Raw genomic sequence first — 15,604 nt, 5'->3', positions numbered from 1 at the left:
CTGTCCCGGCGACGCAGCCCTCCGGTGGATCGCCGAACCGGCGTGTCAGCGGGCCGGGGCCGCCGCCTGGGTGATGGCGAGCTGTGCGACGAGCTCCACGTGCTCGGCCATGTCGCGCGACGGGTCGTACAGCCACTGGATCTGCATGCCGTCCGACACCGCGAGCATCACGCTGGTGAGCCGCTCGGCGTCGACGTCGGCGCGCAGCCGCCCGTCCTGCTGCATGTCGCGGAACTGCCGGGTCATGTCCGCCCGGGTGAAGTCGTAGCGCTGCCGGAAGTACTCGTGCGCCGGGTGCTCCGGGTCCGTGGCGGCCGCGGCGGACAGGTTCACGAACATCTGCACCAGCCCCGGGACCTCGGCGTTGTGCCGGACCACGGCGGCGAGGAGCTCGGCCGGGTTCGAGGCGTTCCAGTCCTGCGCGTTGTCGTGCTCGTCGCGGCGGCGGAGGATCTCGACCCAGAGCTCGTCCTTCGAGTCGAAGTAGTGCAGCAGCCCGGCCTGCGTGAGCCCCACCGCGTCGGCGATGTCCTTGATGCTCGTGCGGCGGAAGCCCTGCTGGGCGACGAGTTCGAGCGCGACGGTGAGGATCTCCTCGCGCTTGGCGATGCCCTTCGCGTACGAACCCCGTCGTGCCATGGCGCGAGCGTACCGCCCGCGGACGGACGGCAAAACCGAGTACAGAAAGGTTTTGGGTGCTACGCTGGCGCCAGCCGCCGACGATGGCGCGCGGAGGTCGTGCCCCGTCGCCCGTCGCACAACGAAGGGACCGACCATCGTGACCACCGTGGAAGAAACGCCCCGCGCCTCCAGTGCGTCGCCGTTGACCGAGCGCATCGACGCGCTCGTCGGACAGCTGACCACCGAGGAGAAGGTCCAGCTGCTGACCGGACGCGACTTCTGGACCACCTGGCCGATCGAGAAGATCGGCCTACGCCGGATCCTGATGTCCGACGGGCCCTCCGGCGTCCGTGGCGAGGTGTGGGACGAGCGCGACCCGTCGCTCAACCTGCCGTCCGCGACCGCCCTGTCGGCGAGCTGGGACCGCGCGATCGCGAAGCGCTACGGCGCCGCCGCCGCGGTGGAGGCGCGGCGCAAGGGCGTCGACGTCGTCCTCGGGCCGACCATCAACCTGCACCGCTCCCCGCTCGGCGGCCGGCACTTCGAGGCGTTCAGCGAGGACCCCGTGCTGACCGGCGACCTCGCCGCGAGCTACGTCGCCGGCGTCCAGGAGAACGGCGTCGCCGCGACCCCGAAGCACTACATCGCGAACGACTACGAGACCGACCGCTTCACCGCGTCGACCGAGGTGTCGGACCGGGCGCTCCGTGAGCTGTACCTGCTCGCGTTCGAGAAGGCCGTGACCGAGGCGCACGCGTGGGCGGTCATGTCGTCGTACAACGCGATCAACGGCGTCACCGCGTCGGAGAACGACCTGCTCGAGACGCCGCTGAACTCGGAGTGGGGCTTCGACGGCATCGTCGTGTCGGACTGGACGGGCGTGCGCTCGGTCGAGTCCGCCAAGGCGTCGCAGGACGTCGCGATGCCCGGACCGAACCCGTGGTGGAGCGAGGGCCCCCTGCTGCAGGCGGTCGAGTCGGGTGAGGTGCCGATGGCCGCGATCGACCGGAAGGTCCACCGCATCCTGACGCTCGCCGCCCGGGTCGGTGCGCTCGAGGGCTTCGAGCCCGTCGCCGAGCGCCCCGTGCACGTGGAGGACGGGGTCGCCTTCGTCCGCGCCGCCGAGGCCGAGGGCACCGTGCTCGTCCGCAACGAGGGCGTACTGCCGCTTGACGCCGCCGCGGTGTCGCGCATCGCGATCGTCGGCCACAACGCCGACCAGGCCCGCACCCAGGGCGGCGGCTCCGCGACGGTCGTCCCGGAGCGGGTCGTCACGCCGATCGAGGGCATCCGCGCGGCGTTCCCGGGCGCGACGGTGGACTACGCCATCGGTGCCGTGGTGCAGGAGGGCATCGCCGAGTTCCCGCTCGCGAGCATCACGAACCCGGGCACCGGCGAGCCCGGCGCCCGCGTCGCCTTCGTCAAGGACGGCGAGGAGCTGTACGTCGAGGACCGCCGCGCCACCGCGCTGTTCTGGTTCGGCGGCGACGCCCCGACGCGCGAGGCCGACCGGCTCGACATCACCACGACCTACACCGCCGAGTCGACCGGCACCGTCCGGATCGGCATCGGCGCCGCCGGCCACTCGCGCCTGTGGATCGACGGCGAGCTCCTGCTCGACGAGACCGTGCCGTACGAGGGCGACCAGCTCGGCGCCGCGTTCCTCAACCCGCCGGCGCGCTCGGTGCCCGTGCAGGTGCAGGAGGGGCAGCAGGTCGCAATCCGCATCGAGTACGACATCGTGCAGGACGAGGCGCTCGGCGGCGTGCTCGCGTACCAGTTCGGCTCCGAGCCGAGCGACGCCGACCCCGCCGCGCTGATCGACGCCGCCGTCGCGACCGCCACCGGCGCTGACGTCGCGATCGTCGTCGTCGGCACGAACAGCAAGGTGGAGTCCGAGGGCTACGACCGCTCGTCGCTCGCGCTCCCCGGCCACCAGGACGACCTGGTCCGGGCCGTCGCGGCCGCCAACCCGAACACCGTCGTGGTGGTCAACTCCGGGTCTCCGGTCGAGATGCCCTGGCGGGACGACGTCGCTGCGGTGCTCCTGACCTGGTTCGGCGGCCAGGAGTACGGCAACGCCCTGGCCGACGTCCTCACCGGCGCGGCCGAGCCCGGTGGACGCCTGCCCACCACCTGGCCGACGACGCTCGAGGACGTCCCGGTCGCGAACGTCACGCCCATCGACGGCAAGGTCGTGTACGACGAGGGGGTGCACGTCGGCTACCGTGCCTGGCTCCGCGCCGGCACCGAGCCCGCGTACCCGTTCGGCCACGGCCTCGGGTACACGACGTGGTCGATCGACGGCATCAGCGCGACGCCGACGGTGTCCGAGGGGGACGCGGTCATCGTCACTGCGACCGTCGCGAACACCGGCGACCGTGCGGGCAAGCACGTCGTGCAGGTCTACGCCTCGCGCGCGGAGTCGGCCGTCGACCGTCCGGTGCGGTGGCTCGTCGGCTTCGCACCCGTACGGCTCGCTGCGGGCGAGTCGACCGAGGTCTCGATCGAGGTCCCGGCCCGGGCGTTCGCGCACTGGGACGGCGCCTGGCGCTACGAACCCGGCACCTTCACGCTGCACGTCGCGGAGTCCGTGGCCGCCGAGGTCGGGACGACGACCCTCGAACTGGAGTGATCCGGTTTGCGTGCGTTGGGTTGTTGCATTGAGTAGCATCGATGCGCGCCTGTCGGCTGGTTACCGTCGGCGCGCGTACCGATACGGGGTCGCTGTGTGAGCGACGCGGTCTCCTGATCCGGCCGTCGGAGCCCCTGCGATCCCGGTGCGTCAGAATGCGCCTCCGCGTCCGCGCGGGGGCGCATTCGTCGTCCGGGGTCAATGGTCCCGAGGGGGATCATTGACCATTTCACGCATCGGATGACGAACTGTCATTTTCCCCCCGGAGCGATGATGACAAATTCTTCGAGAAGTGAAAGACTCGGCGCACCATCCCCTCCGGATCAGGGATGAGATGGTCATCCGGCCAGGGCTCCGGGGCTTCACCAACCCCGTCGAAGCCCGGCCGGGTGCACCTCTCCCAGCCCGATCCGCTGCTGCGCAGGGATCACCGCAGGTGCGGCAGGACCTCCTCGGCGACGACGCGCAGGATCCGCTCGTGTGCGACCGAGTCGCCGTTCGCCGGCAGGGTGACGACGAGCTCGTCCGTCGCGGTCACGGCGGGATCCGCGGCGAGGGCGTCGACGATCTCCGCGACCCCGCCCGCGACCACCTTGCTGAAGCGGAACGGCGGCCCGGAGCGCGGTCGGCCCTCGTCGTCCATGCCGCTCGCGTACCCGGTCAGGAACTCCTCGTGCACCGCGCGGTCGTGGTCGTCGAGGAGCGGGACCACGATGCGGCCGACGGCGACCTTCGCGGTCCGGTCCGGGTGCTGCGCCGCGAAGCGCTCCCGGTACGCCGCGATCTGCGCCGCCTGGGCGACGGCGAACGGCTCGCCCGTGTCCTCGGTGTTCAGGGTCGAGCAGTGCAGCAGCAGGCCCTTGTCCGCCGTGCGCTCGGCCGTCCCCAGGCTGCCCCCGCCCCACCAGACGCGGTCGAGCAGGCCGTGGCTCTGCGGCTGCAGCGTCAGCTCGGTGTCGGCAGGGATGCTCTCGTAGCCCTTGCCCGAGGTCCCGAGCGGCTCGCCACGCAACACCTCGAGCAGCCGAGCGGCCCGGGCCTCGGCCTCGTCGCGGAAGCTCCGTTCGGTACTGCCGAACACCGGGTCCAGGATCGGCCCGTACCCGGCGATGCCCGTGCTGATGCCGAGCTGCACGCGGCCGCCGCTCAGCAGGTCGACCGTGCTGGCGTCCTCGGCCAGGCGCACCGGGTCCTCGTAGCGCATGCCGAGCACGGCCGTGCCGAAGCCGATCGTGCTCGTCCGCTGGGCCGCGGCGGCGAAGAACGTCATGGGGCTGGTGAGGAACGGCTCGAAGTGTCGGCCGCGCACCCAGCCGGTGCCGTAGCCGAGGGACTCCGCGGTCTCGAAGAGCCGCAGGCCGTCCTCGAGGGCGCCGGCAGCGCCGGCCGGTCCGCCGTGATTCGGGACGAAGGAGAGGAATCCGAGTTCGCGCACGTCTCGAGTGTATGCATGCGCATCCACACGCCGGCCGGGAGGATCGTGGCGGGCCCGCCCCGATCCTCCCGGCCGCCTCTGGGTCACCACCCACCTGGGAGGATGGACGCATGACCGACGTCACCACCGTCCCGCCGCTCGTCGCCGCCCTGCCGGCGGCGGTCGACGGCGCCGTCGACCCGGACGCGGTCTACGAGGCCTTCGTCGACTGGGCCGCCTCGGGCGGCCGGCCGCTCTACCCGGCGCAGGACGAGGCGGTCATCGAGCTCGTCTCCGGCGCGAACGTGGTGCTCAGCACGCCGACCGGCACCGGGAAGTCGCTCGTCGCGGCCGGCGCGCACTTCGCGGCGCTCGCCGAGGGGAAGCGGAGCTACTACACCGCCCCGATCAAGGCGCTCGTGTCCGAGAAGTTCTTCCAGCTCGTCGACCTGTTCGGCGCGCAGAACGTCGGGATGGTCACCGGCGACTCGAGCGTGAACGCCGACGCCCCGATCGTGTGCTGCACGGCCGAGATCCTCGCGAACCTCGCTCTGCGACAGGGGCCGGACGCCGAGGTCGACGTCGTCGTGATGGACGAGTTCCACTTCTACGGCGACCCCGACCGCGGGTGGGCGTGGCAGGTGCCGCTGCTCGTGCTCGAGCGGGCGCAGTTCCTGCTCATGTCGGCGACCCTCGGCGACGTGACGACCATCGCCGACGACCTGTCCCGGCGGACCGGACGCCCGACCGCCCGGGTGACCGGTGTCTCGCGGCCGGTGCCGCTGTCCTACGAGTACGTCATGACTCCCGTGCAGGAGACCGTCGAACGGCTGCTCGAGGAGGGCAAGGCGCCGGTCTACATCGTGCACTTCTCGCAGGCGGCGGCGCTCGAGCGGGCGCAGGCGCTGATGTCCGTGCGCGTCGCCGATCGTGCTCGTCGGGACGAGATCGCCGACGCGATCGCGCAGTTCCGGTTCAGTGCCGGGTTCGGGCAGACGCTGTCCCGCCTGATCCGGGCCGGCATCGGTGTGCACCACGCGGGCATGCTGCCGAAGTACCGGCGGCTCGTCGAGCAGCTTGCCCAGCGCGGCCTGCTGCCGGTGATCTGCGGCACCGACACCCTGGGGGTCGGGATCAACGTGCCGATCCGGTCGGTGCTGCTGACCGGGCTGACCAAGTTCGACGGCACCAAGATGCGCCAGCTGTCCGCGCGCGAGTTCCACCAGGTCGCCGGACGTGCCGGTCGCGCGGGCTACGACACCGAGGGCGACGTCGTCGCCGAGGCCCCCGAGCACGAGATCGAGAACGCCCGCGCCGTGGCCAAGGCCGGGGACGACCCGAAGAAGAAGAACAAGGTCAAGAAGAAGAAGGCGCCGGAGGGGTTCGTCTCCTGGGGGCAGGCGTCCTTCGAGCGACTCATCGCGGCGGAGCCCGAACCGATGGTGTCACGGATGCGGATCACGCACGCGATGGTGCTCGCCGTCGTCGCGCGCGGCGGCTCGCCGTTCGACGAGATCCGCGCGCTGGTGTTCGAGAACCACGAGCCGCGGGCACGCCAGTACGCGATGGCCCGGCGCGCGCTCACCATCGCGCGGACCCTGGTCAACGCGCGGGTCATCGAGCGGGTGGACGGCGTGTACCGGCTGGCGGTCGACCTGCAGCAGAACTTCGCGCTCAACCAGCCGCTGTCGCCGTTCGCGCTGGCCGCGTTCGAGTTGCTCGACCCCGAGTCGCCGACGTACGCGCTGGACATGGTCTCCGTCGTCGAGGCGACCCTCGATGATCCACGGGCGATCCTGTCGCAGCAGCAGTTCAAGGAGCGCGGCGAGGCCGTCGCCCGGATGAAGCAGGAGGGGATCGAGTACGAGGAGCGGATGGAGCTGCTCGAGGAGGTCACCTGGCCGCGCCCGCTGGCCGAACTGCTGGAGGCCGCGTACGAGGCCTACGCCGCGGAGCAGCCGTGGGTGCTCGACTTCGCGCTGTCGCCGAAGGCCGTCGTCCGTGACCTGTACGAGCGGGCGATGACGTTCGGGGACTTCGTGCGGTTCTACGACCTCACCCGCTCCGAGGGACTCGTGCTCCGGTACCTGTCCGACGCGTACCGGACCATGCGGCAGACCATCGCCGAGGAGCAGCGGACACCCGAGCTCGAGGCCCTGATCGAGTGGCTCGGCGAGGTCGTCCGGCAGACGGACTCCTCGCTCGTCGACGAGTGGGAGGCGCTCGTCAACGGCGACGTCGCTCGTGCCGAGGCGGAAGCCGGCTCGTCCTCCACGGGCGAGATCGCCCCTCCGCAGCCCGCGCGCCTGACCGGGAACCCGCGGGCGTTCCGGGTGCTCGTGCGGAACGCGCTGTTCCAGCGGGTGCTGCTCGCGGCGGCGGACGACCCGGCGGGACTCGGGGCGCTCGACGCTTCCTCTGGCTTCGACCGCTCGGCCTGGGACGACGTGCTCGAGGAGTACTACGACGCGCACGACACGATCGGCACGGACGCGGACGCGCGGTCGATGCAGTACCTGGTGCTGTCCGAGGAGGGACGGACGTGGCGCGCGCGGCAGATCTTCGCCGACCCGGCGGGTGACAAGGACTTCGGGTTCTCGGCGACGATCGACCTCGACGCGTCGGACGCCGCGGGCGAGGCCGTCGTCCGGGTCACCGAGATCGGCCGGTTCGACGGCTGGACGGACGTGGACGTCGACTGATGGGCGCGGTCACCGATCCGGTCTTCCGGTCGCTCGACGGCGACGCTGACGTCGCCGCGCTGCAGGACCTGCTCGAGTCCGCTCCGGACTACGCCGAGCGGATCACCGGGTACCCGCCCGGGCCGGCGGACGCCCTGAGCGCGCTGATGAGCGTGCCCGAGGGCTTCCACCCGGTGGGCAAGCACGGTTGGGGGCTGTTCGACGGGGACCGGCTCGTGGCGTTCGCGGACGTGCTGTTCGGCTACCCGGACCCGGGCGCGGCCTTCGTCGGACTGCTGCTCGTCCGCGGGGACCGGCAGGGACAGGGGCTCGGCCGCGCGCTGCACGAGGCCGTCGTCGACCGGGTGCGCTCGGTGCCGGGGGTCGGTCGGCTGCGCCTCGGGATCGTCGCGACGAACGCCGCCGTCGCGGAGCCGTTCTGGCGGGCGCTCAGCTACACGCCCACCGGGGAGACGAAGCCGTACCGGTACGACCACCTGGAGAGCACCGTCGCCCTGTGGGAACGTCCACTCTGACGGACGGGTACGTTCGACGGCAGCCCGGACAGCCGGATCCGTCGAGAGGAACTCCCATGCGCATCGGATCGAGCATCGCCCTGATCGTCATCGGCGCCATCGTGGCGTTCGCCCTGGACATCCAGCTCGCCGGGGTCGACCTGCGTCTGATCGGGTACATCCTGATGGCCGCGGGCGTCGTGCTCCTCATCATCAGCCTGGCGGTCGGGTTCGGCGGTCGCCGGACGACCACCACGACGCGGTCGGGGATCGACCCGGCGTCGGGGGAGCAGATCACCCGCCAGGACCGGCGCGACGGGACGTACTGACCGCGCTGCGACCGGTTCGCCGGTCGCGTCGGTCCGGTGGTCGCCTCGGTCCGGTTCTAGAACAGGGTCGCGGGCGGTTCGACCTGTACCGGCTCGGGTGCCGGGTCGACTTGCTTGCCCGGCCATCCCGGGCCCGTCGGGACCTCGGTGTGGTTCTGGTACGCGGTCGCGGCACCGCGGGCACGGACGTCCGCGGCCTCGTTCATCTCGTGGCCGACGTGCCCGCGGACCCACTCGAACGTGACCTTGCGGCCCTGCAGTTCGGCGTCGAGCTCCTTGATGATCTCGACGTTCAGCACGGGCTTGCCGTCGGCCTTCCGCCAGCCCTTCCGCTTCCACCCGGCGAGCCACTCGGTGCACGCCTTGATCGCGTACTGGCTGTCGCACAGGATGTGGAGCGGTTCGCCGGTGTCCTTCGTCGCGCGGAGCAGCTGCAGGACGGCGGTGAGCTCGCCGATGTTGTTCGTGGCGCGCGGCCAGCCGCCGGCGGCCCAGCGGTCGTCGTCGACGTACCAGGCCCAGCCGGCCGGGCCGGGGTTGCCGAGGGCGGATCCGTCTGCGGCGGCGACGATCGTCACGGGGTGACCTCCAGGGTGGTGCGGGTGCGGGGTCGAGCGTAACGGACCGGGCGGTGCCGCCGTGGTCAGCGTCCGGCGGGGTCGAGGTTCAGGTCGGTGTCCTCGTACAACCAGCCGTTGCCGTGCACCCGCATCGTGGGGTTCAACCACCGGAGCTGCGCCAGGGTCAGGCCGAAGCGCTTCGCGACCGTGGTCTGGTCGTCGCCGTGGGACACCCGGTACGACGTCGGCACACCGCTGCCGGGCGCGGTGAGCTTGTCGCCCGCCGCGTCGAAGACCCACCCGTAGGCGCCGGCACGGGCGGCGCCGACCTGGACGTGCAGGTCCGGGTACGGACTCGGGATGTGCCACTGCAGGGTCGCCGCCGCCAGGACGCTCCCGACCCACGGTCGGTCTGCGTCGATCGGAGTGTCCGAGTCGTCGGTGTCGGCTGCCTGCGTGGTCGCCGCGGGCACGAGGACGACGCTGTGCAGCCAGTCGGGGAAGGACCCCGCGTCGGAGAGGCTGATCGACGTGGGCGCCGGGGCGTCCGCCTGCCAGGTCGTCGAGGCGACCGACTCCCAGTCGAACCCGTCGCCGGGCGAGGCAGCCGACCGGCGGAACTCGACCGTCATCGGCTGGGGGTTCGTCGTGCGGTAGCCGGAGAGCTGCGCGTCGAAGGTGCCGGCGTCGTCCGCCACGACGCGCACGTGCACGGCGGTGTCGCCGGACTTCGAGACGAGGTCCGTCTCGGCGACGACGGTGCCCGCGGGGACCGCCTGCTTCGTCACGACCTGCTGAGCGGTGCCGTCAGTTCCGGTGCCGCTGCCGTCCGTGCCGCTGTCCGGGTGCGCCGATGCGCTCGGTGCCGCGTGCCCGGTGGGCTTCGGCAGCGGGTCGTCCCCGCCGAACACCGAGCAACCGGTGAGCACCAGCGCCGTCACCCCCGCGATCGCGATCGATGCCGTGACCGTCCTGCGTCCCATGTCGGACCCCCTCGCGACGACCGTAGTGGAGCGGGAAGCGGATCACGAGCGCCGTGACCGAACCGGTACCGGAGGTCACCGGCCTACTGTGCAGCCCATGAGCGACAGCATCCCGGACGCACCCGGCCCCGAAGCCTCCGACGACCGTGCACGGAGCGACGCGCTCCGCGACGCCGCGCACCACGAGGGCGCCGACGGCGTGAGCGCGTCCGAGCAGGAGGCCGCGGACACGTCCTACAGCCCGTCGAGCGAGCGGGAGACCGTGGCGGCGCAGACGGACCAGCGCAGCCGCGAGGACCTGGAGGCGGACGGCATCGATCCGTCCCGTGTCGTGGCCGCGCCCGGCACCGGTGGGGCCGACGACGCCGGCGACGTCGAGCCCGAGCCGGGCGACCTGCACCTGCCCTGGCAGTCCGAGGAGGACCGCGAGGGCTGAGCGAGGCCGGGCCCGGCCGGTCGCGCTAGGAGACGGTGTCCGGGTGGGAGCCGGTGCGCTGCCCGGACTCGAGCGTGGCGATCGCCGCGAGGTCGTCCTCGGTCAGCACGAACCCGTCGACGTCGAGGTTCGACCGGATCCGCGCGGGCGTGACCGACTTCGGCAGCACCACCACGCCCTGCTGCACGTTCCACCGGACGAGCACCTGCGCGACGCTGACCCCGTGCGCGTCCGCGATGCCCGTGAGCACCGGTTCGTCGACGAGCCGACCGCGGCCGAGCGGTGACCACGCCCCCGTGGCGATGCTGTGCTGCTCGTGGAACGCGATGAGCTCGCGCTGGGGCAGCCACGGGTGCCGTTCGACCTGGTTGAGCGCGGGGACCTCGCCGGTCTCGTCGATCAGCCGCTGCAGGTGCGGCACCTGGAAGTTCGAGACGCCGACGCTCCGCGCACGGCCCTGCTCGCGCAGTTCGACCAGCGTCCGCCAGGTCTCGACGTAGCGGTCGTTCGCAGCGGCCGGCCAGTGGATGAGGTACAGGTCGACCGTGTCGGTCCCCAGCCGCTCGAGACTCGCGTCGAACGCCCGCAGCGTCGCGTCGCGCCCCTGGTGGTCGTTCCACACCTTGGTGGTCACGAAGACGTCGTCACGGTCGAGCCCGGAGGCACGGATCGCCTTGCCGACACCGGCTTCGTTGCCGTACATCTCGGCGGTGTCGACGTGCCGGTAGCCGGCGTCGAGCGCGAGGCCGACCGCCGTCTCGGCCTGGGCGTCGTCGACCTTGTAGACGCCGAAGCCGATCGCGGGGATGCTGCCGCCGTCGCGGAGGGGGATCGAGGTGACCATGCACCCATCCTGCCGATCGTGGTGGGGGCATGCCCTGCCCCGCGGCGTCAGCTCGGCAGCGTCACCGGCTCGGTGTCGGGGATGGGACTCGCGTCACGGCCGCGCAGGTCGGGCAGCCACCGCTTCGCGACGAGCGGCAGCACCACGCCGGCCGCCGCCATCACCGCGCCGACGGTCATGCCGCCCGAGGGCCCGTTCGCGTCGATGAGGAACCCGGCCACCGCCGAGCCACCCGCGGCGCCGATGAGCTGCCCGGTGCCCATCCAGCCGTAGGCCTCTGCCGTGTCGGAGAACTTCACGGTCGCGGACACCGAGCCGAACATCACCGCGAGGGCCGGGGCGATGCCGGCGCCGGCGATCACGAGCGCCAGGCAGAGCCACCAGAAGTCCGTGCCGCCCACGGCCAGCGCGAGTCCGACGAACACGATGCACATGCGCGCCCACAGGGTGTTCGGGGAGATCGGACGGTGCCCGAGCGCGAGCCCGCCGGCGAGCGACCCGACGGCGAACACCGCGAGGACGATGCCGGCGTTCGGGCTGCCCTCGCCGAAGACGCTCGTGACACTGGCCTCGACCGCGGCGCACGCCCCGATGAGCAGCAGGCCGGTCAGGGTCGCCACGACGACCGAGGGGCGGCGCAGCACGACGCCGAACGCACGCTTCGAGCGGGGGATGCGGACGCGGCCGAGCTCGGGGGAGGCGATGAACCACACGCCGCCGACGACCAGGAACACCATCGCCACGACGATCGCCTGCACGGTGCCGACCTGCGTCGCGACGAACGTCGTGATGACCGGGCCGGCGACCCAGATGAGTTCCTGCGCGCTGGCGTCCAGGGAGAACAGGGGCGTGAGCTGCGACGAGGTCACCATCTTGGGGTAGATGGTGCGCACCGCGGGCTGCACGGGCGGGACCGCCAGGCCGCCGAGGAACCCGACGACCACGTACGCCCAGAGCGGCATGGTGGCGAACGCGACGACGCCCATGCTGAGCAGCGCGACGATGCTCGTCAGCACCAGGACCGGACGCATGCCCCAGCTGCCCATCCACCGACTGGTGAGCGGACCGGCGATGGCCTGGCCGATGCTCGTCGTCGCGAGCACGAGCCCGGCGGCGCCGTACGAGTGGAAGACGTGCTCGACGTGCAGCAGGTACGCGAGCGAGAGCATGCCGAACGGGAACCGCGCGGTGAGCTGCGCTGCGATGACGCGACCGACTCCGGGGGTCTTCAGCAGGGGTCCGTAGGCGCTCACGAGACGAGTGTACGGACCGGACGGACGGGGCCGTCACCCGTCCGGGGGTGCTGTGGACGAGCGGCCTCCGGAGGCCCGTGTGGAGGACCGTCCGCGACACGCCGACGCGCTGATTCCACACTTGTGGATCGAGGCTGTCCACCGGTGTGGGGAAGTGTCGGTGGTGGGCCGCAGACTGGCGTGATTCCGGGCCTCCCGGGAATCCACAGACTGTGGAGGGCGTTGTGGAGAACTACACGGCTGTAACACTTCCTCTTGTGGTCGGTGCCTCGGCCAGCCACTAGATGTAGTGTGGAGCCACCGCAGCGGCCCCTTCCCGGACACGTCTGCGCAGGTGCCAGCGGGCAGGTGCAAGCGGCACCCGACACCAGCACCACTCCACAGCACGAACAACCAGCAAGAACCAGGGGAGATCATGGCCGTCACCGTCTACACCAAGCCGTCCTGCGTCCAGTGCACCGCGACGTACCGCGCGCTCGACAACAAGGGCATCCAGTACGAGGTGCTCGACGTCTCCGCCGACGAAGCCGCGCTCGAGCACGTCAAGAGCCTCGGCTACATGCAGGCCCCCGTCGTCGTCACCGACGACGACCACTGGTCGGGCTTCCGTCCCGACAAGATCGCGACGCTCAGCGCCGAACTCGCGTGAGCCGTGCGGGTCCCGACCCGGGACCCGCACCTCCGCCGGCCTGGAGGCACACAGCGCCTCCGACAGGCCACTCCTGATCTGCTGTCCGCACCTCTCACAAGGAGCGCGCACATGAGTCGCCTCGTCTACTTCTCGAGCGTGTCCGGGTACACCGCACGCTTCGTCGAGAAGCTCGGCCGTGACGCAGACCGCATCCCGCTCTACCCGAACGAACCGTTCCTGCGCGTGGACGAGCCGTACGTGCTCGTCCTGCCGACGTACGGCGGCGGCAACGGGCAGGGCGCTGTGCCCAAGCAGGTCATCAAGTTCCTCAACGACGAACAGAACCGCTCGCTCATCCGCGGAGTGGTCGTCGGGGGCAACACGAACTTCGGCGAGGCCTACGGCCTGGCCGGGGACGTCATCGCACAGAAGTGCGGCGTCCCTCTCCTCTACAGGTTCGAACTCTTCGGAACGCCGGACGACGTCCGCGCGGTCAACTCAGGATTGGATGCATTTTGGACGCAGCAGTTGCAGACGTCGATCTGACGTCGCCGCAGACGGGGATGGACTACCACTCCCTCAACGCGATGCTCAACCTCTACGACGCGGACGGGAACATCCAGTTCGACAAGGACCGTGAGGCCGCGAAGCAGTTCTTCCTGCAGCACGTCAACCAGAACACCGTCTTCTTCCACAACCTGAAGGAGCGGCTGGACTACCTGGTCGAGAACGAGTACTACGAAGCGGCGACGATCGAGCAGTACTCGCTCGAGTTCATCCAGAAGCTCAACGACCTGGCGTACTCCAAGAAGTTCCGGTTCCAGACGTTCCTCGGTGCGTTCAAGTACTACACGAGCTACACGCTCAAGACGTTCGACGGCAAGCGCTACCTCGAGCGCTTCGAGGACCGCGTCGTGATGACCGCCCTCGGCCTGGCGCAGGGCAACGAGCAGCTCGCGATCGACCTCGTCGAGGAGATCATCGCCGGCCGCTTCCAGCCCGCGACCCCGACGTTCCTCAACACCGCGAAGGCGCAGCGCGGCGAGCTCGTCTCCTGCTTCCTCCTCCGCATCGAGGACAACATGGAGTCGATCTCGCGCGGCATCAACTCCTCGCTGCAGCTCTCGAAGCGCGGCGGCGGCGTGGCCCTGCTGCTCTCCAACATCCGCGAAGCCGGCGCCCCGATCAAGCAGATCGAGAACCAGTCCTCGGGCATCATCCCCGTGATGAAGCTGCTGGAAGACTCCTTCTCGTACGCGAACCAGCTCGGTGCACGTCAGGGTGCCGGTGCTGTCTACCTGTCGGCCCACCACCCCGACATCATGAAGTTCCTCGACACCAAGCGCGAGAACGCCGACGAGAAGATCCGCATCAAGACGCTGTCGCTCGGCGTCGTCGTGCCGGACATCACGTTCGAGCTCGCGAAGAACAACGAGGACATGTACCTGTTCTCGCCGTACGACGTCGAGAAGGTCTACGGGATGCCCTTCGGCGACGTCCCGATCTCCGAGAACTACCGCGCGATGGTCGACGACTCGCGCATCAAGAAGACGAAGATCAAGGCGCGTGACTTCTTCACGACCATCGCCGAGATCCAGTTCGAGTCGGGCTACCCGTACATCGTGTTCGAGGACACGGTGAACAAGGCCAACCCGATCAAGGGTCGGATCAACATGTCCAACCTGTGCTCGGAGATCCTGCAGGTCAACACGCCGACCACCTTCAACGAGGACCTGTCCTACAAGGAGATCGGCAAGGACATCTCCTGCAACCTCGGCTCGCTGAACATCGCGCTGACGATGGACTCGCCGGACTTCGGCAAGACCATCGAGACCGCGATCCGCGGCCTGACCTCGGTCTCGCAGATGTCGCACATCTCGTCGGTCCGCTCGGTCGAGGACGGCAACGACAAGTCGCACGCCATCGGCCTCGGCCAGATGAACCTGCACGGCTACCTGGCTCGTGAGCGCGTCTTCTACGGCTCCGAAGAGGGCATCGACTTCACGAACATCTACTTCTACACGGTGCTGTTCCACGCCCTGCGCGCCTCGAACAACATCGCGATCGAGACGGGGGAGACCTTCGACGGCTTCCGTGACTCGAAGTACGCGTCGGGCGAGTTCTTCGACAAGTACACCGACCAGGAGTGGACGCCGGCGACCGAGCGTGTCCGCGAGCTCTTCGCGAACGCGAACGTGACGATCCCGACGCAGGACGACTGGAAGGCGCTGAAGGCGTCCGTCCAGGAGAACGGCATCTACAACCAGAACCTGCAGGCCGTCCCGCCGACCGGTTCGATCTCGTACATCAACCACTCGACGTCGTCGATCCACCCGATCGCGTCGAAGATCGAGATCCGCAAGGAAGGCAAGCTCGGCCGCGTCTACTACCCGGCGCCGTTCATGACGAACGACAACCTGGACTACTACCAGGACGCGTACGAGATCGGTGCCGAGAAGATCATCGACACGTACGCCGCGGCGACGCAGCACGTCGACCAGGGTCTGTCGCTGACGCTGTTCTTCAAGGACACCGCCACCACCCGCGACATCAACAAGGCCCAGATCTACGCATGGCGCAAGGGCATCAAGACGATCTACTACATCCGTCTGCGCCAGCTCGCCCTCGAGGGCACCGAGGTCGAAGGCTGCGTCAGCTGCATGCTGTAGCGGTCGGTCGCTGACGCGACTGTCCACATCCTG

The 15,604-nt window shown here is 70.2% G+C and carries 14 protein-coding genes; 8 read left to right on the top strand and 6 right to left on the bottom strand.

Annotated elements, in window-relative coordinates; all coding sequences use genetic code 11:
* Positions 1-45 precede the first annotated feature (45 nt).
* Positions 46-639, bottom strand: a complete 594-nt coding sequence (locus DEU32_RS16065; RefSeq protein WP_114851419.1) for a TetR/AcrR family transcriptional regulator — start codon at positions 637-639, stop codon at positions 46-48.
* A gap of 139 nt (positions 640-778) precedes the next feature.
* On the opposite strand from DEU32_RS16065, the gene DEU32_RS16060 reads away from it, so the two are divergent.
* Positions 779-3,256 (top strand): glycoside hydrolase family 3 protein, encoded by a 2,478-nt coding sequence (locus DEU32_RS16060; RefSeq protein ID WP_114851418.1) that lies wholly within the window; start codon positions 779-781, stop codon positions 3,254-3,256.
* 427 nt (positions 3,257-3,683) lie between these two features.
* Here DEU32_RS16060 and DEU32_RS16055 read toward each other — a convergent pair whose 3' ends face one another.
* Positions 3,684-4,691 (bottom strand): LLM class flavin-dependent oxidoreductase, encoded by a 1,008-nt coding sequence (locus tag DEU32_RS16055; protein WP_181819321.1) that lies wholly within the window; start codon positions 4,689-4,691, stop codon positions 3,684-3,686.
* A 110-nt stretch (positions 4,692-4,801) separates the two neighbouring features.
* Between DEU32_RS16055 and DEU32_RS16050 the strand changes: the two genes are divergently transcribed.
* From DEU32_RS16050 to DEU32_RS16040, 3 genes are read left to right on the top strand one after another with little or no spacing between them, the layout of a single operon-like run.
* Entirely contained in the window at positions 4,802-7,372 is a 2,571-nt protein-coding gene (locus DEU32_RS16050; RefSeq protein ID WP_114851416.1) for an RNA helicase, read from the top strand.
* On the top strand, positions 7,372-7,887 hold the full coding sequence (locus DEU32_RS16045) for a GNAT family N-acetyltransferase (RefSeq protein WP_114851415.1): 516 nt from the start codon (positions 7,372-7,374) through the stop codon (positions 7,885-7,887). The genes DEU32_RS16050 and DEU32_RS16045 overlap by 1 nt, the downstream gene beginning before the upstream one ends.
* 56 nt (positions 7,888-7,943) lie before the next feature.
* Positions 7,944-8,195: a DUF6458 family protein gene (locus DEU32_RS16040; RefSeq protein WP_058741116.1), complete on the top strand. Its 252-nt coding sequence runs from the start codon at positions 7,944-7,946 to the stop codon at positions 8,193-8,195.
* A 56-nt stretch (positions 8,196-8,251) separates the two neighbouring features.
* Here DEU32_RS16040 and DEU32_RS16035 read toward each other — a convergent pair whose 3' ends face one another.
* Entirely contained in the window at positions 8,252-8,773 is a 522-nt protein-coding gene (locus DEU32_RS16035; protein ID WP_114851414.1) for a ribonuclease H, read from the bottom strand.
* Between the two features lie 65 nt (positions 8,774-8,838).
* On the bottom strand, positions 8,839-9,738 hold the full coding sequence (locus DEU32_RS16030; RefSeq protein ID WP_114851413.1) for a hypothetical protein: 900 nt from the start codon (positions 9,736-9,738) through the stop codon (positions 8,839-8,841).
* A 97-nt stretch (positions 9,739-9,835) separates the two neighbouring features.
* Here DEU32_RS16030 and DEU32_RS16025 point away from each other — a divergent pair, with 97 nt between their 5' ends.
* A complete protein-coding gene (locus DEU32_RS16025) occupies positions 9,836-10,174 on the top strand; it encodes a hypothetical protein (RefSeq protein WP_114851412.1) in 339 nt (112 codons plus the stop codon).
* Between the two features lie 25 nt (positions 10,175-10,199).
* Here the strand turns inward: DEU32_RS16025 and DEU32_RS16020 are convergent, their stop codons facing one another.
* Together DEU32_RS16020 and DEU32_RS16015 are read right to left on the bottom strand one after the other, a co-directional pair.
* Entirely contained in the window at positions 10,200-11,018 is an 819-nt protein-coding gene (locus DEU32_RS16020; RefSeq protein ID WP_114851411.1) for an aldo/keto reductase, read from the bottom strand.
* Between the two features lie 47 nt (positions 11,019-11,065).
* A complete protein-coding gene (locus DEU32_RS16015; protein ID WP_058741110.1) occupies positions 11,066-12,271 on the bottom strand; it encodes an MFS transporter in 1,206 nt (401 codons plus the stop codon).
* A gap of 415 nt (positions 12,272-12,686) precedes the next feature.
* Between DEU32_RS16015 and nrdH the strand changes: the two genes are divergently transcribed.
* The 3 genes from nrdH (at position 12,687) to nrdE (ending at position 15,571) form a co-directional block, all read left to right on the top strand.
* Positions 12,687-12,920: a glutaredoxin-like protein NrdH gene (gene nrdH, locus DEU32_RS16010; RefSeq protein WP_058727719.1), complete on the top strand. Its 234-nt coding sequence runs from the start codon at positions 12,687-12,689 to the stop codon at positions 12,918-12,920.
* A gap of 111 nt (positions 12,921-13,031) precedes the next feature.
* The gene (gene nrdI / locus DEU32_RS16005; protein WP_058741109.1) at positions 13,032-13,448 is read left to right on the top strand and encodes a class Ib ribonucleoside-diphosphate reductase assembly flavoprotein NrdI; all 417 of its coding nucleotides are present in this window, start codon (positions 13,032-13,034) and stop codon (positions 13,446-13,448) included.
* A gap of 17 nt (positions 13,449-13,465) precedes the next feature.
* Positions 13,466-15,571 (top strand): class 1b ribonucleoside-diphosphate reductase subunit alpha, encoded by a 2,106-nt coding sequence (gene nrdE, locus DEU32_RS16000; RefSeq protein ID WP_114851410.1) that lies wholly within the window; start codon positions 13,466-13,468, stop codon positions 15,569-15,571.
* Positions 15,572-15,604: the final 33 nt, after the last annotated feature.

It is taken from the genome of Curtobacterium sp. AG1037 (assembly GCF_003349855.1).
GTDB lineage: Bacteria > Actinomycetota > Actinomycetes > Actinomycetales > Microbacteriaceae > Curtobacterium > Curtobacterium citreum.
The sequence above is the reverse complement of the archived record's forward strand: the minus strand, read 5'-3'. Positions and strand labels throughout refer to the sequence as shown.